16 protein-coding genes are annotated in these 25,596 nt (G+C 43.6%); 1 reads left to right on the forward strand and 15 read right to left on the reverse strand.

The window, feature by feature from the left end:
• Positions 1-158: 158 nt before the first annotated feature.
• Positions 159-596, forward strand: a complete 438-nt coding sequence (locus EPX21_RS04915) for a hypothetical protein (RefSeq protein ID WP_134088560.1) — start codon at positions 159-161, stop codon at positions 594-596.
• Between the two features lie 52 nt (positions 597-648).
• Here the strand turns inward: EPX21_RS04915 and EPX21_RS04920 are convergent, their stop codons facing one another.
• The 15 genes from EPX21_RS04920 to EPX21_RS04990 all read right to left on the reverse strand — a co-directional run bounded on the left by EPX21_RS04920 (position 649) and on the right by EPX21_RS04990 (position 25,587).
• A complete protein-coding gene (locus tag EPX21_RS04920; protein ID WP_134088561.1) occupies positions 649-1,173 on the reverse strand; it encodes a hypothetical protein in 525 nt (174 codons plus the stop codon).
• Complete coding sequence (locus EPX21_RS04925; RefSeq protein ID WP_134088562.1) at positions 1,163-1,633, reverse strand: N-acetyltransferase; 471 nt, start codon at positions 1,631-1,633, stop codon at positions 1,163-1,165. Before EPX21_RS04925 ends, EPX21_RS04920 begins: the two co-directional genes overlap by 11 nt.
• Positions 1,634-1,747: 114 nt before the next feature.
• Positions 1,748-3,334 (reverse strand): glycoside hydrolase family 28 protein, encoded by a 1,587-nt coding sequence (locus tag EPX21_RS04930; RefSeq protein ID WP_134088563.1) that lies wholly within the window; start codon positions 3,332-3,334, stop codon positions 1,748-1,750.
• Positions 3,331-4,227: a sugar phosphate isomerase/epimerase gene (locus EPX21_RS04935; protein ID WP_134088564.1), complete on the reverse strand. Its 897-nt coding sequence runs from the start codon at positions 4,225-4,227 to the stop codon at positions 3,331-3,333. Before EPX21_RS04935 ends, EPX21_RS04930 begins: the two co-directional genes overlap by 4 nt.
• A 422-nt stretch (positions 4,228-4,649) precedes the next feature.
• Positions 4,650-6,110 (reverse strand): acetylxylan esterase, encoded by a 1,461-nt coding sequence (locus EPX21_RS04940; RefSeq protein WP_240768511.1) that lies wholly within the window; start codon positions 6,108-6,110, stop codon positions 4,650-4,652.
• Positions 6,047-7,180, reverse strand: coding sequence for an exo-alpha-sialidase (locus EPX21_RS04945; RefSeq protein WP_134088565.1), 1,134 nt, complete (start codon positions 7,178-7,180; stop codon positions 6,047-6,049). The genes EPX21_RS04940 and EPX21_RS04945 overlap by 64 nt, the downstream gene beginning before the upstream one ends.
• Before the next feature lie 11 nt (positions 7,181-7,191).
• Positions 7,192-7,875, reverse strand: coding sequence for a DUF3826 domain-containing protein (locus EPX21_RS04950; RefSeq protein WP_134088566.1), 684 nt, complete (start codon positions 7,873-7,875; stop codon positions 7,192-7,194).
• A 127-nt stretch (positions 7,876-8,002) separates the two neighbouring features.
• Positions 8,003-10,777: an alpha-L-rhamnosidase gene (locus tag EPX21_RS04955; RefSeq protein ID WP_134088567.1), complete on the reverse strand. Its 2,775-nt coding sequence runs from the start codon at positions 10,775-10,777 to the stop codon at positions 8,003-8,005.
• 7 nt (positions 10,778-10,784) lie between these two features.
• A complete protein-coding gene (locus tag EPX21_RS04960; protein ID WP_134088568.1) occupies positions 10,785-13,565 on the reverse strand; it encodes a glycoside hydrolase family 2 TIM barrel-domain containing protein in 2,781 nt (926 codons plus the stop codon).
• A gap of 1 nt (position 13,566) precedes the next feature.
• A complete protein-coding gene (locus EPX21_RS04965) occupies positions 13,567-15,426 on the reverse strand; it encodes an exo-alpha-sialidase (protein ID WP_134088569.1) in 1,860 nt (619 codons plus the stop codon).
• A gap of 424 nt (positions 15,427-15,850) precedes the next feature.
• Positions 15,851-16,696 carry a glycoside hydrolase family 43 protein gene (locus EPX21_RS04970; RefSeq protein WP_240768513.1) on the reverse strand — a complete coding sequence of 282 codons (846 nt, stop codon included), beginning with the start codon at positions 16,694-16,696 and terminating at the stop codon, positions 15,851-15,853.
• 139 nt (positions 16,697-16,835) lie between these two features.
• Positions 16,836-18,239 (reverse strand): glycoside hydrolase family 140 protein, encoded by a 1,404-nt coding sequence (locus tag EPX21_RS04975; RefSeq protein WP_134088571.1) that lies wholly within the window; start codon positions 18,237-18,239, stop codon positions 16,836-16,838.
• Between the two features lie 13 nt (positions 18,240-18,252).
• Positions 18,253-21,357 carry a DUF6298 domain-containing protein gene (locus EPX21_RS04980; RefSeq protein WP_240768515.1) on the reverse strand — a complete coding sequence of 1,035 codons (3,105 nt, stop codon included), beginning with the start codon at positions 21,355-21,357 and terminating at the stop codon, positions 18,253-18,255.
• 58 nt (positions 21,358-21,415) lie between these two features.
• Complete coding sequence (locus EPX21_RS04985; protein WP_134088573.1) at positions 21,416-23,077, reverse strand: polysaccharide lyase family 1 protein; 1,662 nt, start codon at positions 23,075-23,077, stop codon at positions 21,416-21,418.
• Positions 23,078-23,571: 494 nt separating this feature from the next.
• On the reverse strand, positions 23,572-25,587 hold the full coding sequence (locus EPX21_RS04990) for a RagB/SusD family nutrient uptake outer membrane protein (RefSeq protein WP_134088574.1): 2,016 nt from the start codon (positions 25,585-25,587) through the stop codon (positions 23,572-23,574).
• Between the last annotated feature and the right edge of the window lie 9 nt (positions 25,588-25,596).

The following is a 25,596-nucleotide window of genomic DNA, read 5'->3' on the forward strand; positions in this document are numbered from 1 at the left end:
AGGCGGATATGGGCTTTAAACGCAATAAACACCCCTAAATCTAATTCAATTTTGAGGGGTCAGTATGCGCCAGTATATCCATCATCATATCAATTTCATCATTCGCCTACGCTCAGCAAGCCGGAAATGCCGAAGAAAAAAATAAACATATTGCTACATTGGAAAGTGAAATAATCAAGCAAAAAGAAGAAATAACGTACTTAAAGACGACATTAAAGCTTTTGAGCGCTTCGATAGAAGCGGAGGCAGAAGAAATCTCTTTTAAAATTAATGGAGTAAGAGGCAATATAAATCAACAAAAGATTTTCGTAGAAGGCATTATAGAAAATAAAGGTGCTAAACGGGCGATCCAAGCTGCTGACGCAAATCTTTTTGATCCTCAAGGAAATAGTCACAAAGCCTATCAGATCACTTTCGGAGACGAGACCCGATTAGAACTCCAACCCGATATCCCTGTTAAATTCAAAATAGAATTTACGGATATCCGGGAACAGCCGCCGGTCATAAAGGCTATCGTTTTAAAGGTTTATCGCCGTGCAATGCCTGGAAGAACCGAAGATGTTATATTTAAAAATTTAGCCGTCCACTGGAAATGATCTTCTGAGATAAATTTGATATTGTAGAAAATCAGGGTTTGATGTCTACTGTTTAAATCAGCGATATGAATTTAACTTTCTTTTCAACTTCAGGGCGCCATTTTTCCTGATTAGCTATAGTTTCATTTATTTTTTCCTGAAAATAGACCTGATACCACATTTTTTTATGAAAATTACCAAGCGATTTAAATGCACGCTCCGAATGTACCATCAGTTTTAACATGAATTCCTCCTTTGGTTCACGATGATTGTTTAGTACCTGACTAAGGGACACCGGTGTAATCCCTATATCATCGGCAAAGGCACTTCTTTTATCGTATAAGGTATCAATATAAGTCTCTAAAAAAGAGGTAAAATAGTGTTTTTTATCATAAGCAGGCGTATTCAGAAATTCTTCCATTTGCAATTTTAACTGCATAAGCCTTGCCTTAAAAATATCCGACTGTGATCTGTTGGCTATCCTCTTTTTTCTCGCTTCCATCAATAAAGACGCTTCAGCTTTTTGTTCCTCCTCTGAACTATAACGAGCATCTACTACATCATATAAAATATCTATTTTTTTCCCTTTATGCTTCATGGTCATAGTTGTTTATCAATTCTAATATCTCAGGAACTTCCAGACTCAATGTCATGCCTGTTATATTCATCTTATACTTATCAATATAGTGCTGAACCAGCTCAGTTTTTGGTCGTAAAGAAATACAAGCCCATTCAGCATATTTTAACACCGCTTTCTTCGCAGCAAATGTCAATAGATTTCCAACAATATCATCATACACCTTGTTTTTCCCTACATTTTCTTTGGATACAGCCAATAAGCGGACATGAATTCGCTTTTCAGTATCTATGTACTCAAAGGACATTAACCCCAAAATATCTTTGTTATCAACGAGTGTCAGTTTGACGATCTCGTATGCCTTCTCTTCATTCCAATTAAAAAAATAACGTTTATTTGATATCACCTTAAAATCAGCAGCTTCCACTTTAATTACTTTTATATGATACCGCTGACCAGTAGATACCTCCAATACGCTCATTATACTAAATTAACAAAAGTTTACAAAATACGGAAACTTTTGTTTCTTTTTAGCTTGTTACTCACTTCATTCGTCCACCGTGAATGTTAAATAGTTCTAACCGAAACGCTTCACCTACTTCACCCCCTCAATTTTCATATAGCTGACATCTTTCAAAATAACCGAATCCCCACCAGCTACTGCAATATGCTGATAAATTTGCTTGGCCGGGATAGCAAAGTTTACCTTGTTAAAAGATATGTCACGCGTATTCACCAGATTAATCATAGAATCCTGACTGTTCAATTCTGTATTTTCTACGGCGATATGCTTGGCATCTTTTATATCAAAAAGCTTTTGAGTCTTGGCCTTGACATGGCTAATCTGCACTTTTTCAAGTGGCGCTTCGGGGATACCATCTATGCGAACAAAGTGTGCGGCACCTTCAACAATTAGATTGCTGATCTGAATATCCCGGAAATGAGGCGTTAGTTCATTAAGTTCAACTTTTTGAGAACGATTGGCAGCTGCTCCTACATGCTGAGCACTTCCCAACATATCCCACCGCAGTGCAGTTTCTCCTACACGCAGGCGAATGCGATCATAAAACAATTGCTCTCCACCCCCTCCTCTCGGTCTTCGCGTTTTGAAACGGATGCCATTTCCTTCGTTGTTAAAAACACAATCATGTACATATAATTTGCGAATCATACCGGCCGTCTCACTTCCAATGGTAATACCGCCATGTCCCTTTTCTGCCAAACAGTAGCGCACCACCACCTTTTCGGTAGGTCGATTGACGCGTAATCCGTCCCAACCTCTACCTGCTTTCATCGCCAAACAATCATCCCCCGTCTGCAAGGTGCAATATTCGATCAATACATTCTTAGACGACTCGATATCAATGCCATCACCTCTCGGAATACCGATCGAATGAATAGTCACCCCCCTGATAATGACCCGATCACAATATTGCGGCACGATATTCCAAAATGCCGTCCGTTCCAGTCGGACTCCCTCAATAAGCACATCCCTACAGTTAATAGGTGCGATGAACATGGGAGGAAAAATAAAGCTGCCGCCCTTCCCATCATATATACGTTCGGCTACCGGTTTATCATGTGGAACCACATTTTCAATCACATCGTGCGTCATGATTTGATTCCGAACCGATCCATCTGCCGGTCCGATGAGTCGTCCCTTACCCGTAATGGCGATGTGCTCTTGGTTATTCGCATAAATACAGGCACCTAAAGACATCACTTCCACGCCCTCATTACGGGTGAAAACAACAGGTAGATAATCTTTGATTTCCCCACTAAAATAAAGCGCTGCACCTTCCTCAAGGTGTAAATTAACATGGCTCTTCAGGGTGATCCGCCCTGTCTTCCATTTTCCTTTCGGTATACGTAGTGTTCCCCCACCATTGGCTGATAATTCATCTATACCCTGTTGAATAATCGCCGTAACCATGGCGCCTTCTTTCGCTCCTATGTCCGCTATATTTTTGTTTTGATCGGGAAAAACGGGCCTCTTCAGATGCTCCATGGAAAAAGGTGCTTTTATCGGTGCAATCGTATCCGGCATGCGCGCCGCGCCAACTTCCCCAGTCGTAGGGATAGCATGCACCTGCTGCTCCTTTTTTTCTTTTCGGCTGTTACAAGCTTGAAGCAAGCAAGCTAAGAGCAATATAGAGCTGACAAAAGGCTGAACGAAACTCATAATGCTTGAAAAATCTTCTTCATATAACGTGTATTCGCACCGAAGTTTCCCCGTACGTCGCGTGGGTTATTGGCATCTCTGGATCGTTCAATGACCAACCACCCGCTCCATCCCATATCATCCAAGGTCTTTTTCACTTCTACCATATTCAGGCGTTTATTATTTTCGAGCCAGACCCCATCTTCATCCGTGCAATGTATTTGGCAGATATATTCCTTTCCCAAGATCCGCAATTCCTCATGTAAATCGCGCCCATTTTTCAGGGCATTTGAAAAGTTGAAATAACTTCGAACAGAGGAAGAACCAATATCATCTAAAAATTCCTTCTCTCCTTTGGCATCCAGCGCTGTCTCGATGCCGATCGTTACTTTTGCTTTTGCTGCCATTTTCCCTATAACTTTCAGACGCTCCACTAAGACTGGCCGAAGTTCGGGGTATTGGATCAAGTCACATTGTATACCCAAAGGAAGAAAAGCAATCTTCACACGCATGGCCTTCATCGTGTCAATACAATCCTGCACCATTTGTTGGTAGGTGGGACGCTTCGCAAGGGATTGTGCATAAAAGCCGGTCATGGCCAAAGAACATATATCAATATTCAACGCTTTTAGTTTATCCAAGTAAGCTGTCCGAATTGCCGGATCGGCTAGTTTATTATCAAAAGTATCCCGATTGCCCAAGCCGCCCATATCAACCTCCACACCGTCAGCACCGAGTTCATGCGTTAAATCCAGCGCGCTGATTTTTTGCCTTTTCAGCATCATCAGGTCTATTACGCCTATTTTATAAGGGCTTTTAGCGGAGGCATAGATCGTATTAGGTAATAAAGCTGTTCCCAAGGCCATCGCAGCGGCTTGATGTAAAAATTTTCTTCGACTTATTCTTGATTTCATAAATCTGGATTTTACTGATAACACAGTTGAAATATTAGGGTCAAGAGCATTTTGTTTGTCGCTTAATGGCAGCGACAGCGCCAAATACTTTTTTTTCCGCAAAAAAAGTATTCAAAAAAACTCGTCGCTGCAAAATTTACAGGATCGTTAGTGCTTCCCATTGCACAATGTAAATTTTGGAGGCGACATTTTCGTATACCAAGGCATCTGCTTTTAACCAGAAGTATTAATCTTTTTCACAACACGGTTTATTTGTTAGTCACTTATTTTTTATTAGGTATCTGCAAAACCTCTCCGTTCTACTTAAATGCCACCTCGGATATTCTGCGGTTTGCAGGTTGATGCACTGCAGTTGCAGCAGGAGATCCAAGTGGCGAGTTTTTGCGTCACTTTTTGCGGAAAAAAGTGACAAACATATTTCATTAAAATAATTTCTCTAAATTTTCATAACCCTTCAGGGCATTTGCAGGAAGTTTTTCCCCTTGTTCACCAAATACATAAAGTATCTTTTCATCTTCGATCGTACATTTACTTTCGTCATAATTCCCTTGCTTATCTTTCACGGCTCTTTCATCTAAACCGAAATGGTTGATCATAAAATCATATACCGGTTTGCGCTTGGAAAAGCCGAAATCGTGCCCATCTTGCGGCAAATGTACATTCTCTACCAGTTTTGGTTTCCCATAATAGCCATATAACTTCTGCAAATAAGGGAAGTCATATTCGGGCATATGGGCAGTCCAATCACCTCCATCGGATATAATCAGTTGGGGATTAGGGGCAGCCATGGCGGCTAGCTCCACATTATTCGTTCCCCCACCACATAAATGGATCGGCATGCCACTTTCACACGGGCATCCCCCATAGAAATAGGAGGATAGCGAAACAACGGGAATGCTCAATTTAATACGGGGATCGAGGGCTGCCATCAATACGGTTTGACTACCACCACCAGAGCCTCCGCAAATAGCTACGCGTGTGGTATCCGCATCGGGCAAGCTTAACAAATAGTCGAGAATACGTAGAGCCCCCAGGGTCTGCACGGTCTGCGACAAGCTCTTTCGGTGATCCTCGTATTTAAATTGTAAGCCGGACTCTCCCCAACCGAACAAATCGTAACTAAAAGCCATTGCACCCATTCTAGCTGTCATGGCAAAACGGATCTGCGCATCTTTACGGAAGCGATGGCCTTGCCAATGTCCATCCGGACTCAAGACGACAGGTGTCTTTCCTTTTGCTTTTGCCGGTCGATATAAGGATCCGTTCACATAAACTCCCGGCAATATCTCCAAGGCGATATTCTGAACCGTATAGCCATCCATTTTCCGTACCGGTGTAACTATGGGTTTGGAAATAGGCTTAGCAGGCAATAGACTTAATTTTAATGCTTTCCATAACTCCTTTCTAAGGCTGTCTTTTCTTAATTCCCAGCTTGCTTTGTCATGATATCGGGACGCCAATGTATCGAGCTTCTCCCAGCCTTCTTGAACCGGCCAACGGTAGTATTCATACTCTTTTAACTTGTAAACTCCTTCTTTTTCCTTATTCACTTTTAAATCCAAGGGCGTCAGTACCTGCGACAGTGTTTCATCTACGGTTGGTCTAAACCGCCATAAGGCATATGTTAACTCCCGATCTTTTACCTGTTTTTCATCATACTTGATCTTGACACCGAAACGAGATTCAATTTCTTTTAGTACTACCTTGAGCGGCATCTGATATTTACGATCGCTGTCCTGCGCACGAGCTGGCCGCATATAGCACAACTGGCCTACGACTAGCGATATGAGCAATATAAACGAAATCCGACCTGTCATAATTAATCTTCCTCTTTCTTGTATTTTTCTAATTTGGGAGCTGTATAGCCCTTTATTTTTGGCCATTCGCCATTTTTAATAGGCAATAACTTGAGTTTCTTTGGATCAACCACAACATGTTTTATTTTTTGTCGTCTCCAGGTATAAATGAAGTGCAACAAGCCATCTTTGGTTTGGATTACGGCAGGATATGAATACTGGCTTATGGGTGAATCTTCTAATATCAGTGCTGCCGACCAGCTCTTTCCGTCTTTTGATACCGATACGTTTAAAGGTGTCCGAGGACCTTTTGCCAGATTGCCCGGAGGAAGTACATGGTTATAAACCAATACATGGCGACCATCCATCATGGTAACTGCATCGGTTCCTGAGTTATTATTCGGTAAGTTGGTTTTTTCGAGTGGCGACCAGGTTTCACCGTTGTCGGTCGACCAAGACTGCACTAAAGCTCTGTTGCGACTACGGGCTAGTAGCTGTAAGGTACGATTACCATGCACGAGGACGCTTGGTTGGATTGCATCAATGCTATCCTTCGCTGCTAACGGACCGATTTTACGCCAAGTCTTAGCAAAATCCGGTGTCACTTCGAAATGGATTTTCCATCCGTTGCCTTCGGTACTGCTAGGACAAAAAAGTTGACCGTTATCAAGTAAGACGGGTTTATTTTTTACCGGACCGATATGGCCATTGGGTAGTTTTTCGGCGACCGACCAAGTTTTTCCGCCATCTTTCGAGCGTTTTAACATACCCCACCACTCCGAAGGTTTAGGACCGATTTTGTAAAATAAAAGTAAATCACCTCCTGGCACTTGATAGAGCACGGGGTTCCAGGTAGGTAGCCGCTTACCTTCTGCCTGTATGCCGTCTGCAGCCGAAGCCGGAGCCGTCCAAGTGCCGTTTTCGAACCGACAAACATAGATCTCAACATCGGGATGACGCTCTTTAGTACCACCAAAAAAGGCAGCTACTAAACCGGTAGGTGTTTCGGCAATCGTTGCCGAATGACACGAAGGGAAAGGGGCTTTCTCATATAGGAATTCCTCTTTCAGAATGCCTTGTTTCCAAGGATGCTTTTCTTGAGCATGCGTTCCTATAAATAAACCGAGCATGAACAAGGTCAATAATTTAATCTTCATTTTTTTATCCATTACTTTTTCTCCTTTGCTTTCTTCGCTTTTGCCGCATCCACATAGGCTTTAAATAGTTGACGCCAATTCCGTCCATTCGCATTGAAATATTGTTCAATTTTAGTTTTATAAATCTCAAAAATGGCAGATATCTGCTTCATACTTTTATAATCCACCGCCTGCTCTCGCGCTTGCTCTAAATTTTGCCGGATCACTTCACGTTCTTTTGCTGTTAAATCGGGAACAATCGCTTCATAACCTTTCGTTGTAAAAGCAACTTTGCCGACCGTGTATTTATCAAGAATAGCCGCTACCTGCTCTTCGGTTAGCTCTTTTCGTAAGCCGTCCATCAGCTGCTGGTGCACTTCTGTTGGCATGGCGCTATCCGCGATGATTTGCCGATCGAGCTCACTTAGTTTATTCCCCGTGGCAGGGTTAATTCCCGCAGGCACCTCCGTAAATGGATGACTATTGTGCCAATCACGTACGGCCTTTAGATGCCCCACTACCACTTGCACTAAACGTTCTTCTTTCGCTTTGTCTTGCAAAGCGAAACTTCCAATCCATTCTTGTGCTTTCTTAAGCTGCTCGGCATCCGATTTTGCCAGGCGCATCGCAGCTTCGTTCTGACCATAACCCGCAAAGGCGAATAGTAACAAAGCAAACAGAGAACTTAAGGTTTTGATATTTTTTAATTGTTTCATCTGTAAATAATTTTATTTTCTATTCGCTCGTATTGATCTCTCCCTACCTACGACGGGCAGGCACTACGGTCGAGATGACGCTCGTGTTACGAATCCACACAACTCACAACGGGCGACTCGCAACTGATCATTCATCACTCCTATTTAACTCAACACTAAACTGATACGTTCCTGCTCCCACCTCAAATACACTATGGCTACTTTCTTTTTTCACAAATCGAAGACCTTCCACACCTTTTATTCCTTCTCCATGTTCACGGATTTTTTCTTGATCTGCTGTTGGAAAATAAACCAACGCAGTTGCATTGCCTGGTACTTCAATAGTCCATTGCAGTTTATCTTTTCCCTTTTTCCAACTGCTTCTAATCAGACCATAACTTGAACGATGGGTTCCATCTACCTGGCCTAGCGGTAAATTGAAATCAGGTTTCATGACAATTTGCTTGAAGCCGGGTTTATTGGCTTTTATGCCGATTAAATTTTCGTAATACCAGATCAATAAATCACCCAGTAACATAACATGGTTTTGAGAATTCATAGAAGGATTTGCGGTATCTCCATTCCACAACTCCCAAATGGTGGTCGCTCCTTTCTCCACCATGTAACCCCAACTCGGATAGCTTGTGTTTGTCGCCAATTGAAAGGCAAGGTCAGGGCGCCCGTTATCACTGAGCCCTCTCATTAGATATTGCGTACCGATAACGCCCGTACTGATATGCCCCTTATTGTCGCGGCTTATTTTGGTAACCATGTTTTCAAAAACCGCCTTCCGATATTCATCGGGAACCATATCGAAATAAAGCGGAAGTAAATTCGCTGTCACGGTACTATTGCTGTACTGACCTAAACTTTTGTTCAAATACTTTTGGTTAAACGCTTCCTTTATATCCGCAGCTTTGACTTCAAAAAATCGTTTATCCACTTCATTGTTTACAATAGCTGCAAAACGCTGCATCAGCTGTAATAAATAGTAATAGCTTGCAGAGGCCAACAATACCCCTTCCGTTTGACGTTGGGGATCCTTGGAATGTATTAGCTCTTTGGATTCAGGCGGCACACACCAATCACCATACTTGTCCTTTGTGATCAAGCCATTTTCTTCATAGTTTTCCCACATATATTGCATCCATTTTTTCATGGATGGATAATGTTTTCTGATGGCATATACATCTCCATATTGCTGATACAACATATCCGCCACGGTCAGATAGGTCCCGGGCCAGGTTACATTATCGCTGTAATAACGCCAAAAAGCAGGTGCTACGTCCGGAATACTTCCATCTGGCATTTGGGCGCCCTGTATATCGTCGAGCCATTTGGCGTATAATTTCGCGTTATCAAACAAAAAGCTCTCGCCATAGCAACCCGTTGTACGGTCCCCAAGCCAAGGCTGCCGTTCATTCCGTTGCGGGCAGTCGATGGGCATACCCTTATAATTGCCCGCAATACCCCACCACGCATTTTGGTAAATCGTATTCAATGTCAACTGATCGCTTGTAAAGGTACCTGTAGTTGCTAATGCATCATAGATAACCAAGCCTTGCAGATCATCTAAAGTAGGTTCACCGGGATATCCGCTTATTTCTACATATCGAAAGCCGTGATATACAAATCGGGGTTCCCAATATTCCATTTCGCCACCTCGCAAAGTATATACATCCGTTACTTTCGCATCTCTTAAATTGGCGACAAACAGGCCACCGTCCGCTTGAAGGGATTCGGCAAAGCGCATCTTCACGGCGGTTCCCAACGCACCTTTTACACGGATTTTCAACCAGCCGGTCATATTCTGTCCCATATCGACGATATAGGTGTTTTTGTTAAGTGGACGAATGGCTTTCGGACGCAAGGTGTCCATTACCTGCATATATTCGTTCATTTGCGCGCGCGGCATACCTCCCGGTTCCTGTACAAAAGAAGCCTTCAGCCAAGCTTGGTCATTATATCCTACCTGATGCCAAGCAAGTAATTCTTTTCGTGCATCATACTCTTCTCCATCATACTCATTGTTTGTCCGGATCGGACCATCCGCTGTCACTTTCCAGGTATCGTCCGTACTAATCGTTTCCTTCGTGCCATCTTCATACCATACATCAAGGTTCAAGCGCATCTTTGGATAGCCAAACGTCTTGATCTTATACGGCTTATAGGCTTGTCGCATCGTATAAAAACGACCATTGCCCAGTATAACACCAAGGGCATTCTTGCCGTTCCGGTTAAGATATTGGGTTACATCAAAAGTATTGTACTTTATTTCCTTTGTATAGTCGGTAGGAGCGGGTGCTAGCACCTGCTTTCCAATCTTTTCACCATTTATATAAAGTTCGTACAAGCCCAAGCCCATCATATAGGCAATCGCCTGCTTAATCTTTTTACCGGTTTGAAACTCCTTCCGAAAATAGCGTGCCGATAACCTGGAAAACTGATCTTCGCGGTCCCACTCGAAGGATCGATCGAGACCAATCCATCTACCTTTCCAGTCATTGTATTTTAAAAGGCCAACGGTCCAATAAGCAGGCTCGCTCCAAGCAGTTTCCCCATCATTTGTCCAAACCTTTACCCGCCAATAGCATTGGTCGCGACTATTCAGTTTTTTTCCTTTATAAGAAACCTGTATGCTGCTATCGCTCGGAATCCTACCGGAATCCCATCGATCTGCTTGCCCTTGTTTCAACAAATCCAAGGAAGATGCCACTTGAATTTGGTAGGCGATTTGCATGAGACCGCGTCTATCGCCTTTTAGCTGCCAGCTTAATCGGGGAACGCGTTGGTCGATCCCCAAAGGATTGGTCAATGATTCGCAGCGTAGATTGCTTAACTGCACACTGCCTGTCTCGGCAAAAACTGCCGATACAACCCATAAGGTACAGAAAAGAAAAACCAATAAACGCTTGTTTCGCATCTTATTATTATTCGTTAAAATCAAAATACAAAGTCAACTCTTTTGCCCTGCTCGGGTCCTTTTCATAATCATAGAAGATATTTTTCATGCCCATCGGTCCTGTGTTTTCTCGTTTTTGGGTTTTTGTCCCAATTCCTGAGATCCCCTGCATAAAGGAGATGTCACCCGAAGGGAAGACGAGATCATAGTTTTTCCACGGGTCTTCTTTAAAAGCCGGTGTGTACAGTCGCAGAAAGATATCTTCATCGGGAGTCATTACTTTGAAAGCATGACTTTTGGTCTTAATGAGTGCCCAGTATAGATTAGCATGATAACCTTTAAATTCAGGATACAACCAAGGAGCTTCGCCTGTTTCACTTGTATTGTATGCCTTATCCCACACGCCTAAAGTTTGTCCCTTCATTCTATTTTTCCACACGCGATAGGGGCCTTTACCCATATACCGAAGGCCTAACATTTCTTTTTCGGGAAGTGAAAAATTCAGGCCAACATAATCGGTAAAATAGTCGCCCGGAAAATAGCGAACGAAAAGCTTTACCAAGCCGGAGGGGTAGAACGTCCATTCCAAAGTGTTATAATTTACTTTCTTGTCGAACGTAGAAGCAAAAACGAGTTTGGCTCCGTCTTGATGCAGTTGAAAGTTGCCGAAGTTATTAACGCCTTGCTGCAGGATAGGTCCATTACGGAAGGGAATCTCTCCTTTCGCATTGGTTACCTGCAACAACTTGCCCGTTTGTCTATGCAAGGTTAACCGCAGTGTTCCGATAGTTACTAAAAGTAAGCTATCTTGCTCCTCATGGCTTATTTTGTTCGTTCCGCTTTCTTTAATCAATTGATTTGCGACATTCTTCGGACTTTGTACCGGGAAGGACCAAGTGAACAGTTCCTTTTCATAAGGATCAAAGGCCGTGAGATACAATACTTGATAACTTAGCCAGTTGGCAGGTAGTTCTATCTGTAACCTTCCTTTTTCAAACGGCTTGATCTCCGGGGAAGTTATAGTTCCACGAATAGAATCCGTGGCGACACCATCGCTCGACCAGGCTTTCAGCTTCCACGTAAAGGAACATTGGTTTAAATTGGTAAAAGCATAACGGTTTTCAACATTAAATGTACCGTCAAAAGCAGGTGTGATCTCCCGACGCTCTATAAAGACCGGGCTCCATATCTCTTTGATCGCGTAGAAACTGCCCTCCTTTTCCCGATACGGCCCCACAATGCCGTCGGCACCACGATTACCATCTGTATCGATGGAATCTTTTTTATCCTTTCGTACCACCCCTTGATCAGCAAAATCCCATAAAAATCCTCCGGCAGCAAGGGGTTCCGACCACATATGCTTCCAATAGTCTTCCAGTCCGGCACCATGACCGCCATCGTACATACCATGGAGAAACTCGGTAGGCATAACAATATCCTTCCCATGATCGTAATTCCCAATACCGTAATTAAACTCACGATAATGTTGCGTTTCGATACCGCCGAACAATTGCCAGGGGTGTACAAGGGGGCGTTTCTGCCGATCCTCCTGTAGAAAAATGCTATCTAAATCAAAATTATGCCCGCCCTCGTTCCCATTGGCCCATAGCACAATGGATGGATGATTTTCATCATGAACCATCATTTCTTTTAACAGCTTTGTACCGGTAGGTGTATCGTAATGGCCATGCCATCCCGCCAGTTCATCCATGACATATAGTCCAAGCGAATCGCAAACTTCCAGGAAATGATCATCTGGGGGATAATGCGACATCCGAACGGCATTCATATTCATGGCTTTCATGAGTTCTACGTCTTCAATGCTTAGGGCTTTATTGGTTGTCCTTCCCGAATTAGGCCAAAAGGAGTGTCTATTAACCCCCTTAAACTTCATCTTTACCCCATTGACATAGATACCATCCCGCTGCTTTACTTCCACCGTTCTAAAACCGAACTTTTGTTTAACCCGATGTATCAATTTGTTTTTATCGTATAGGTCAAAAACAACTAGGTAACGATGGGGAAATTCGGCCGACCATAATAGGGGCTTTTCGATGTGGTTTTGAAGACGGATCTGCGCTTGATCCGCTGCGAGTGATTGCTGCATTGGATTTCCGACCGCCTCGCCTTCCAGTGTATATATTTGTGCTTGGACCCTATCGGCTCTTCCATTAATTTCTATGATAGATTCGAAAGCCCCATTTGCTAAAGCATTGATGGAAACATGCCCAATATGTCGCTCGGGCAGTACTTCCAGCCATACTGGACGGAAAATGCCGCCAAAAATCCAGAAGTCGCCTTTCCGCTCAGCGGCGTTTACCGATTCATTGGCGGAATGTTTAGCGACTTTCACTTCGAGCACATTCTCTTTTCCATAATGCAGGAGCTTCGAGATATCGTATTTAAAGGCATAGTAAGCTCCTTGATGGATCGGACCGGCCAACTGACCGTTAATCTTCACTTCAGCGTCCGTCATCACGCCCTCAAACACGATGTTAACATGCTGCGTCTTCCATTCACGGGGTATTGGAAAACGGTATTTATATAAACCCTCCTCTTTTCCTACCTTCTCGGTTTTATCAAAGCCATAATTGTACGTTCCAAAACCCTCTAATTCCCAATTGGATGGAACAGGAATCGTAGTCCACTTTCCCGCGTTAGCTCCGCCTGTGCAATAGAATTCCCAGTTTACCCGATCGTCTTTTCCTGTACCCGAGAGATAAACGCGTTTCACTTCTTGCGCTCGCGAAGAAAAGAAAAGGCAGAGTGATCCGAATAGAAAACAAAGGTATACAATAGGCTTCTTCATCTCATTTACTTAAGGGTTCAGCACTGAAATCTTGAATAAAATAAACCGCTTCTTTCACCGGATCTCCCGGGTTTTTCAGGTCAAAGTCTTGATCCGTCGGCGTATCCGCATCCGGGAAGCGCCTCACTTCACCCGTTCGAAAGGCAATACGATTAATGCTAGCTACGGGTGCAAAAAATATTTTCGTGCCCTTCTGCTCGCCATTCACTGCGACGGTGTATGAACGACTACTTACATCCAGTTTTAATTCAATTTGTAAAGCTTCACCTGCCTGATAAGTACTTAACTTGGAATCGCGGTAACCCGCTTTAATTTTTAACAGACTATCTTTGTCTAGTATTAGACGTACGGCCGCTTGCCCCTTTGCATCCAGGCACTCTATATGGAGAAGTCCGTGGTCAACTTGCTGCGGCAACACGGTAAACTTTACCGACAGTTTTTTACCTTCGGGGACAACCCGTTCTGCCTTTGCATACTCGTAAGGATCTTTGTCCCGCAACGCTAAGACCTTATTTCCACTAGCCGTTTTCTCGATCTTCACGGGTGCCCAAAGTGGACTGTAGAGGTTCCAGTAAGTTAATTCCTCGCCATCGCTCATCTGGTTAAACAGCTCATTTACCGGTTGCGAGACTTTGGAAGTAATCGGAACGGGAACACGCGCAACCCACATATCTTCCTTGTTCATGCTATAAGATACCCACATGTCCTTGTCTGGAGGGTTACCATTTCCTTCCACAATTCCTCGTACATATTGTGGCCCATACGATTTATAGTTCCCCCCATAACGCATGGGTGAGATTTCGCCATTTACTAGCAATAAATCCTTATAATGAATTCCATCATCACTGGTTGATACCGCAAGCGGCCATCTGAATTCGGAAGGGTTACACACCGTGGCATAGCGCCCATCTTCTGTGCGCTGCCCCCATATTTTGGCATTGCTATTCACAAATCCCGGAGCGCGCAGCGGATCATAAGCCCATGTTTTGCCTCCGTCGGTACTGACCGAAGTCAGGGCATGCTTCCATAAGCCAACCACCTGCCCATTTGGAAGGCGATAGTAATTGAATGCCTTAATGGCGCGCTTCAGTGGAACCAACGGATCGTCTCGATCCGCTTCTTCTACCCATTGTTGCATCATCAGCGGCTGCGCCAACAGCTCGTCACAGGCTTTCACGAATCCCTTATCCTTACTTTCTGTATAGAATGGAAAGGCTGATAATTTTTTATCCCAAGAGGAATTATTACGGATAAAATAAATCGGGCCAAAACGGCCGTCTCTGTAGATCTCGCGAATGACTCTGCCGATACCATTTCCGTCATTGGGGTCATCCTTTGCATCCATGGCTACTCCATAATAGCCCAGTACAAATAAACGATCACTCTTTGAGACATAAAATCCCATTCGTTGATGCATCACCGCATACAGGTTTTTCGCAACTAGATCATTTCCCTTCTTCTTCCAGCCATCCGGAACTTTATAAGGAGGAAATACTACCACCGGGTCTGTCCAATGATAACCATCTTTAGAGGTCTGCAATAGGCTCTCGCCCGGAGGAATATGTTCGCCAACGGGATTACTCAAGAACTCCAAAAAAAATTGTTTGTTCCAATAAGCAAGCATGGGTTGATGATTGTAGGTCCACCCGTGCTTACCTGCAAGCTCCGGATGTTCGCGGTTTGCCCGGAAAACCTGAATGTTATGAACACCTACGGCAGGACTTAATTGCCCATGATGATAATCGACATTGGATAAAGTGGTACCAATGTACTTTACCGTATCCTGAGCGGCTGCCTTTCCTACTTGAAGTAGGTAGGACAGGCTCAATAATACCATTGTTATTTTTAGTTTGAATATCATTTTATAGATTCTTTTAATGACTATCGGGTATCATACCCAAAACCCTATTTTTAAATTCGTGTTACTTTTTTCCGCAAAAAGTAACCAAAACTTAGCGTAGCGTTCTCATGAATACCTTAAAAACTATTAGATCATTCATAAACTCCCGGCTTGAAATCTCCTATGAAAGCTTCTGCCATTCCTTAGCCTCTTCTATCCGGATATTTCTAGGCCGGATTTATCGCTGACGACCAGTGACTGCCTAGCAAATTCTTCTTAGGTAAACTTCCGATAGTCATTTTCCTTTATGGCAATCGTTACACCTGAAAACGATATAGTTAAGATTGCTTTACTCCCATGTCATAACCAATCGCTTCGGTTCGCGAGAACGTACATAGTATCGTCACTGCGAGGAGGTACAACCAAGCAGTCATATCATCCCTCCTTATTCCACTTCCTTTTTCAATCCCTTCAAAACACCTTTACTTGCTTTGAAAATGGTACCATGTTTATGTCCTTCCGGGATATTCATTTGATTGTCAATAGCTTTAAATTGCTTAAAATCCTTTGTACTTACTGCTTTATATTTTTTATCACCATATGAATCGAAATAAATCAGATAATCTTCTCCTGCCTTAACCACACTCGGTCCTTCCGTTTTTTCGCCTGAAAAAGGTTGAGAAACATCATGATACGGGCCCAAAGCTTTTTCAGCGAAGGCCACCTTTAAATTACGATTGGGTCGTGTATTATCTTTCAGCACCAGCACATAATCATTTGCTTTTCTTTTAACAATCACCGCGTCGATCACGCTAAAGCCGGGGTCGAGAAATAACTGTGCCTTAGCGAAGGTTTTAAAATCCTTTGTTGTTGTATAGTACATGCGATGGTTGTTCTTTTCCTCTTCCACTCCTTTTTCGAAGCGATATGGAATAGTGGAAGCCCATATAATGATATATTGCTTTTCCTCGTCATCATAGAACAATTCAGGCGCCCACACATTTACCGTTTCCGGTTCATGTTCCATAACGGGGATAAAGCGCTGTTCAGACCAATGTATCAAATCAGTTGACTCCGCATACCCAAAACCTTTATCTCCTTTCCAGCTACAGGTCCATACCAAATGAAATATTCCGTCAGGACCACGAACAATGGAGGGATCACGCATCACCTTCTGAGTACCAACCGTAGGTTTCAAAAATACATGGTTCAAATCTTTCCAGTGATAGGCATCTTCACTGTATAACAAACGTAGACCCGCATCCGCCGGCTCATGGAAAGAAGTAAACATATATATATCCTTGGAACAAGAGGAAAAGAATCCTATTAATATAGTCAGTAGTATGTATTTTAACAGTGATATCATTATTTAACTTTTAGCGTTCGCATGCAACTGGCAACTCACAACTGATAACTCACAACTGGTAAAACTAAATCGCCTCCAAAACCAACACCCAATCATTCCCCTCCTTTTTTCCGCCCGGTGCTTCAAAAATTTGCCCGTCTGTATTTTGTATCTCGCCAATCGCCGTATATGCACCCGTACGCGGATCGAACCAAGATGCTTTCAATTTGCCCGTTGATAATTTTACAGGATTAACCTTAATAGTTCCTCCGTTATAGGTATAGATCAAAGCGTAATCTTTACCTCGTGTTGCGACTTTATAATCATACCGCTCGCCATTTTCAGCTAATAGCGATTGATCGGGCACGCGATCTAAAAAGGATTTTGACAAGATCAGCTCCTTTAAATAACGCATCTGTCCGGCACCCGGATTCTGTAAGGCATCTTGCCACAACTCCGTTGCGCCATAGGCAGCAGTTGAATCGGTATCGTTTTCGTTGAGGAACTGCATAACGGAATTATTTCCATAGGTAAAGCCGAAGCCCCCGGAGAATACCGACCAATAGGCATAACGACGTACATCTTTATCGGTCCACCTCGGCTCCTTCGGATCGTGCAAACCTTGTGGAATTCCATCATAAGAAGGTTCACCGTCAATGGTGGGCTTGGTAGGCTGTAACTGATAATCCCCTAGTACGAAACGCCAATTGTCTTCGCCATAATGATTGGTCTCATTTGCCGATGTGTCTTGGTCGTAGCGCCGGTGGCCCGACTGGAACATATTGAAGTCTAGCCATGGTTCTTGATGAAACCATTCAGAAGAAGTAGTACGCCCCCGGGGATGAAAAGTAATAAGATGATTCGTATCGAGTTGGTTTAGTGTATTTCCGATTGTTTTCCAAACTTCAATGGAGTCACTTCCTTTTAGATCTCCTCCGTTTAACCAGATTATATTTGGTGCAGAGGCATAACGATTGGCTAGAAAGGTAGCATAGGCCTTTGCCTGCTCCACACTTACCCCACCTTCTTTGACATTGGTGCCCCAAACAGGCACCAAAGCCAGGTATATATTTTTTTCGGCAGCTTTCTTAACTGCGTAATCAACCAATTGCCAATACGCTAGCCGTGTACTATCTTGTTGCGTGGTATCTCCTATTACCGGTTTTCCTACATTTCCCATGACGAGAGCCGAATCACCGTAAGCATTTTTAGTTTTCAACATATGCAATAGCATCACTTGAATCACATTAAAACCTTTCTCTTGCCGATCTTCCAGGTATCGGTCAATTTCTTCTTTGCTAAGTTTGCTGAATAATAACCAGCCGGTATCTCCCAGCCAGAAAAAAGGCTTACCGTCTTCTGTCACAATGTAACGCCCATTTTCAGCCACTTTTAGCTGTGGAAGGGAGTTCTCTCTTTCGTCTTTGTCGGCACAACTTATAAAGCAAAAAAAGGCCAATATGAAAACATAGTTGCTAATTCTAGTCATAATATGTCGGTCATTAAGCAGGGTGTAACCACACAATGCTCTGGTTAGTATTTCCTATTTGAATCTGTTGTTTTTTGCCTCCCTGTATGCGTTGTTCTCCCCTAACTTTTCCCGTATCTGGATCGAGGTAGAGCACAATGTATCGACCCTTGGCGCTGGACAGATCGACTTCCAATTCATTTAGGCCATCAACGTAAATAATTTGCTCCGCAAGTTCTCCCCGTAGGATATACAAACCCTCCTTTCCGCTTGCTTGCGGCTTCATCTGTGAGGCAGCGGATAAAAAACCGCTAGGTAATGCACTTGGAATGCTTGCCAATGAACCTCCGCCCATGAATACCGCCCAGCCATTACTTTCAGCGCCGTTTGCCGAATAAATCACTGCCTTATCAGGGTACCGTTCCCGATAAGTGGAAACAGCCTGATAAACTTGCTCGAAGGACGTCTTCTTCGGTTTAAACAACCTCGCCTGCTGCCGCGGCGCCAAATGCTGCCCCCCTTTGGGTTCGTAAGTACTACCATCCGCCTGTTTATACCAATATCGGATATCAATCAGGTTGACTACCTTGTTACGGTTTGCATCGGCCAATATCGCGTCTTGTACATCTTTCGTTGTACTTAGTCCGATCAGTGCCTTCTGCTGGTTCTCCGTTTCCCATTCGGCGATAACATCTAACCAGAATTGCACGAAATGCAAAGGACCTGTATATTCAGCGCCAGTCAATTGAAGTACGTTCTTATTGTCTTTGAAATTATCTAAACATTGCCGGATATAGGCTCTATGGATGGAAGCCCGATGTTGATTGCTGACATCGTAAAATTGGGCGTCCATAAAGATGCGTTTATCTCCTGCATATGGCGGAGGTTCAGGAAAACCTGTTTGATTTATATTATTGGCCGTTCGCCATGGGAAATCGGCGTAATGTGCGCCCGCTTCGATAATATTATGCTGGAAATAGTTTTGATGAACAAGCAATATGTCCTTTGTTTCGGCAAGACTGGCAAAGGTCTTTAACCTCGACCAGTACCATTTATTATATTTAGTTAAGTCGTACTTACTTAAACCATCCCAAGCCTGCCCTTTCCCGCTTCTGGCAAAGGGTAACTCGTAAAATGGAGGCCATACATCGCCGTCCATACGGCGTATACGTTCATGGTCATCTCTTCTCCGATCGTACCAAAGCCCATAATTATGTTCAAAAGCAACAACCTGCTGATTTTTCAGGGTATCGATAACAGCATTTAAATCATCTGTTAGCCCATTACCGATCTGTCCCGGAACAAATCGTGTAATATGGGGGCGGGCTTTATCCAACCAATAGCGTCGTGCACCGCCATTCCACCATTGTACATCCTGGCGCTTTCCGGTTAGTACACCGTTTTTACCTACAAGCCAACCGTTTTCTATATGGATAGTTGACGATGAAGTAACGGAGGTCTGGTCTTTCGGCGAAACAGCAGCCATGAGCTTTGCATGGTTTGCCTTCAATGAGATAGGGTTCCGCTCGCTTGCCTGATCAATAAATTGACTTAATGTCCATTTGGGTTTAGCGGCTAATTGTGTCAGTTCCTCGGCAACTTGCACCGAGGGGCTACTGGACGCTTCCGTTTCTTCTGGCATTAAGAATGTCCGCTTCGCCACACTTTCGCCTAAACGCTCTCGTAACTGTGCATAATACAGACTATAGGGCCTAATATGTTCATTAGATTGTTCCCAATAAGCATTCCCCGCAAACTGTGCCCAAGTTCCAAAAGCCCAGTTTTGAGCGGTTGGTGGTTGATAACATTCCACACGAGCCGCTGAACACTGCCAAAAAACGCTATTTGCAGCAGCCCAACCTGCTCCATTTCCGTCCTGTTCCAAATTAGCAAAGCGCAAGGCTTGACCATCAAGATTTATACAATCGAACAAGCTCCCCGACGACCAGCTATCAACCGCTCCACTAAAACTGAAAGGTTGCACCGATTGACACTGCACAAAGGCGTTGGGCCCGGCGGCCATAAAGCCAACCGCATAATCGTGATAGCCATCTTCAGCATAGAGACGTTGAAATAAGGTTTGTTGCCCATTGGTAAAAAAGGTATTCCTCCGCTGCCCGCCAATTTCTGATATAGGAGCTGTTGATTTAGAATCTTCAACTGTTATACGCTTACCTGTTTCAGCGATATATACCGCTGAGCCCGCGAAATGTTTAAAATTGACCTGTCTTACCCAAGCATCCTCTACGTTTTCCATGGCAATAGCCATCCAACGGTGATCTTCGTCTTTAGCGTTAGCCATATCGTAGCTCGATTCCAAGCTTAGATTTTCAATGCCGACTTGCTTAATGCGCCCCTTCCATTGATAAACACTAACTTCTGCTGTATCATAACGATGATCGAGCGCTGTCGTAATAGGTGCGTCAATATAAATTCTGTTTCCTTCGAGCTTGACAATCTTCCTGTCCCAGTAGATATCGCGTTGCCCCGGTTTCCAGCCTAAAGCAGTAATGCCACCGCCAAAATGATCCGTACCCAAGGTTTTAATCCAGGCTGTAGACGAACCTCTATGAATAGTTATCTCATCGCCAACTTTAAAATCCCTGCTTTTTTTCACTTCAAAAGACATGGCATTCACTGGGACATAAGGTGTGGTCATATCCGCTCTATGTCGGTGCACACTATCCATTATTCCGCTAATCCGGATCAAGGTTTCTCTACTTGTTCCCGTAGCAATTAATACCGTACCATTTTTGCCCGCGCCGCTTCCGCGCAAAACGATACCGGTAGCAGGAATTATTAAACTTCCGGCAATTTCATAGGTGCCTTTTTCAAGCAATATAGCGCCTCTAAATCCGTCTTGATTAAGAGGTAACTGGGCAACATAGTTAATGGCCGACTGGATAGTGGCTGTAGCATCTCCCATATGGTGTTTAACCAGCGCTGACGCTTCAACGAAAGGAATCGCTTCTTCTCCTCCTTTATAACCACTATAGGAAAAATCAGGAATACGATTGCCCAAACTGTCAGGCACATATACTAATTTGTTTTCTTCCCATTTCAGTGGAGAGTCAATTCGTTCTTGCGCATAAAGTGGGTTACCCTTACCTAAGCAGAGCGCAAAGGTAAGGGACCACACTAACCAACTACTAAAACCACAATAAACCATATTAACGAAATCGCAACCAGCGATAATCTTAATTCTTTACTAAAGCGGGTGTCACTGTTTTTATGTCTACCAAGCTATTCAGGTAATTTTCAATATTGGTATAGCCATTTGCTGCATATTTCGATGCATCGCTCGGATCATTTGCATTTAATCCGTTCTTCTTCTCCCACTCGTCCGGCATACCATCTTTGTCGCTATCCGTATAAGGCGCTCCTTTATACTCGGGATAGCCACCTACTTGATTAATATCGGTAATAATACCCTGTTTATAAGAATCAATTGGCAAGCGACGGTGTTCAAATTGCGTCTCCGGCAATTTTACATTTTTTAGGTAGTTTATCTTTCCTGTTCTTACCTGCTCGATGACGCGTGTATCCACCGGATCTCTTTTTGGAAGTGTTGCCCCCACATGCTCTAAGACATAATCGTATGCTTCCCTGGTAGGTAAGATACTGATTTCAGGCATCGGAAGGGGCTTATCATAGCGCATTTTCGCAAAATAAGGTTTAGCTGTTTCCAAGCTCATTTCATTTCCGTCTTTCCCCTCGATCTGCACACCGCCATCCCAGTTGTCCTTGGTAACCCGTTCATTCCCTTCCACAATATTTCCGGCAACATGTAATCTACCAAACACCACGTAAGGCAGTTTGCTTCTACCCGATTCCGGTTTAATAATCCGATAGCCTACGGGTGAATCTTTCGGTGTGAGCGGACCGGGTTTGTAGTAATTATTGATGATATTATACATGGCTTTATAGTCGCCTCCATCGGTTGAACGATGCACCCAGTTAAACACCACATTATTGGCAAAGTTGAAAACGCCGTTCCAACCGATAGAAGGATTTCTACCGGCATTATCTGCCCAAAGATTTCGCATGAAAGTACAGTTCTCTCCCCCTAAGGTACTACCAAAGGCATGGTTCCAGGTATCCAAGGCTTCTGAGAAGATTGAATTCTGAATGGTAATGTTTACGGTTCCAAGCTTCTCTTCCGACGCTTTACCCGTACTGTCATTATACATGTGCCGATACATGGACATGTTTTCGTCCAGTCCCCAACTTGCTGAAACATGATCGATCATAATGTTTCCGATCGGATTTCCACCGATGGCATCATCTCTTCGTCCAACCCAGGTTTCTCCTCGACGGAAACGCATAAAACGGATAATTACGTCATGGGTGTTGATCCAAACCGATTCACCAGCTACACAAATACCATCGCCCGGAGCGGATTGACCAGCAATTGTGATATAGGGAGCCCGGATAATTAACGGCGTTTTCAAGCGAATGATTCCTGCAACATTAAAGACAACGATACGTGCCCCCCCTTGCTCGCAGGCCTCGCGCAAAGTCCCCGGACCACTATCGGCTAAGCTGGTAACTACAATCACCTTTCCTCCACGTCCACCAAATGAGTAGGCTCCCCCACCTTCAGCCCCCGGAAATGCCGGGATATCGGACTGCGGCAAATCAATTGCCTTTGACGCCCATGGGACGTAAGGCTTCCCGTTCTTAGCTTCTTCTTCAATAATTGGCAAGGCCTTCTGCCACGCAATTTCAGATTGCCATTCAGCAGCCTTCATCATCGAATCACTCCTCCGCTTCACATCTTGTGGTATTTTTGGATATTGGGCGTAAGTTGTAGCAACGATCCCAATAAAAAAAGGTAATACTAAAAAAAGTCTCTTCATCAGTTTATCATATTTACGCTAAGGCCGGCCGTCTATTTGACTCACGAAAGTAAGGGCCATTGGTTAACTTACAGTATCAAATATCGTCAACTTGACACGAAATATCTTATAGTATATTGACGCGATATTATAATATATTATCTTTCACAAATTTATTACATTCATTGTAATCGTACTCCGATTAGTCGATTATTCTACAATGGACATTCAATAGTGTATCAGAAAGTTTTATTGTCGCACAAACTAAACTAGTCAATATCCTATGCTCCGCTCTTCGGTTTGCTCGACTTTTGTCAAGAAAAGTCGATAAAATAACCTTCTTTTAACACGAACACCATAACATATAGTGACGCAAGTCTCTGCCCGCGCCCATAGGGATGAAACAAAAAAGCGGCACAACCATCCAAGTTGTACCGCAGATCACCAAAAATTAAACTAATGTATTACAAAAAAGAATAGTCAACTGCCAGCAAGTTTGCACTCCAGGTCGTCTATTATTGCAACGGATCGAAAGTGCCCATACCGTTGATACCATCCCAACCCTGTGTTTGCTCCAAATAGGGAGAACCGCTTAATATATCTTCATTCAAACCAAAAAAATAATATTCATCGTACCAGGTAAATTGCCAGGTAGGCGTTGCATTTGTTCGATCCAAGTCGTCTTTTACGGTAATTTCAAAGTAGTTATCATATAAATAATCTAAATATTCCTCATAGTTATCTATCCCGGCAGGATAGTTTTCTGGATTCCTGTCGATCACGGGAGCATTTGAATCACCGGCAATCATGGGGTCTTGCTCTCCTACATAATAGCTTCCGTCCTGATTTTTAACTAAGAAATAATAGCCGGTCCTTCTAGTGCCGTTCAAAGCCTGCTCTTGCAAGCCTAAACGACTTACCGTTGGGCTATTCTGATCGAAAAGCATCCAGCGCCTTAAATCCCAAAAGCGTTTGCCTTCATAAGCAAATTCTATTTTCCTTTCATTTAATACAGCGGCAAACAGTTCATCTCTTCCTGTAGCAGTCACCCCATAGTTTCCATCTAAATTCTCAACCCCGGCACGTTCCCGAATAGTTTTGATTCCTTCCAATCCTTCGGCAAGATGACCCGCCCCAATAGCGCTCTCCGCGAGATTCAGTACGACTTCCGCAAAACGCATTTCCATCACATCCGTGCCGTTTTCTTCAAAACGCCCTGACACGCCTAAAGCGGCGCTTAAATTGCTGGCTTTGCACAGATAAATACCGCTGTTATTCGCTCCTCGTGTCTCGGTGGTCAAATCGGGTACACCTTCGGCTATATCGTTGTTGTTAAACCAACGGTACGACCACTGGATATAGTTGGGATTATCATTGTAAGGCCAAGGTGCGCCATTATAAATAAAGGTTTTGTAAAATCGGGGGTCGCGATTTTTATAAAATTTCTTTTCATCATAGGTGTAGGCCGATTGCTCCGGCATCTTTCCATCTTTCATTGGAAAAGCCTCCACCATTTGACGGGTGGGTGATATAGAGCCGTCTCCATTCACTTCTTTCGGACGAACCGCTTTCTCCCAAAAGTTGTTTTTCTTAAGTTGATCGGTTGTTCGATCATTAAAACCATAGACAAGCACTGCTTCGGGGTTATTTACTTCTTCAAACCACATGCTTGCCCAAGCTTCTCCATTTGTCAAATCTCCTTTTTTGTAAAGCCCGAACCCATTCGACTCAAGCAAAGTTTTTGCTTCTTGGTTGGCTTGATAAGCCCGTTCCCAGCGAGTAACATCATCATTTCTATTAAAAAGCGGACTTGCCCAGGTTAACAAAACCCGACCTTTCAACGCGGCTGCAGCGCCGCTTGTGATGCGCCCCCAATTGGAGCCATCCCAAGAACCTGGCAATAGCGACATCGCCATATCCAAATCAGCAATAATCTGTTCAATACACTCTGAAGTCTTGCTTCGAGGCACCGAATTGGCTTCGTTGTTATCAGGAGATGCATTCTGTACATGTAATACAATAGGTACTCCGCCGTAGAGACGCACCATATCAAAATATTGAAAAGCTCTCCAGAAATAAAGTTGGCCTTTCAGAGGCCCGGTAACCGAAGCATCTAACCCATGATTATCAATTTCATCAATAAATATATTGATTTGCCGCAGCCTAGTCCATGTAGTATTATTGATACTCGAGTTGATTCTTCTTCCAAAATAAGGCAGCGCATGGCTTTGTAGGTAGGATACACGTGCCCAGGGCTTATTGAAATCATTTTCTCCGGCTAGTTCTTCTGTAGTCTGACTGAAAGTACTACCGCCGGTTGCCAAGTTCCACATGAGCGACTGGCTATTACCTCCATTTGGCAAAAACAAGCCATATACATAATCCACATAGGCCTGTGCCAATACCGGATCCGCAAAAACTTCTTCATTATAGCCGGTAAAATCTCTCTTCTCCTCCAAAAAATCCTTTTTGCAGCCGCTTATCAAACCGACTACAAGCAGTATCAGGCTGGTTAACTTATATCTTTTCATGGTTATTGC

Source organism: Olivibacter sp. XZL3 (assembly GCF_004368405.1).
In the GTDB taxonomy this organism is placed as follows: domain Bacteria; phylum Bacteroidota; class Bacteroidia; order Sphingobacteriales; family Sphingobacteriaceae; genus Olivibacter.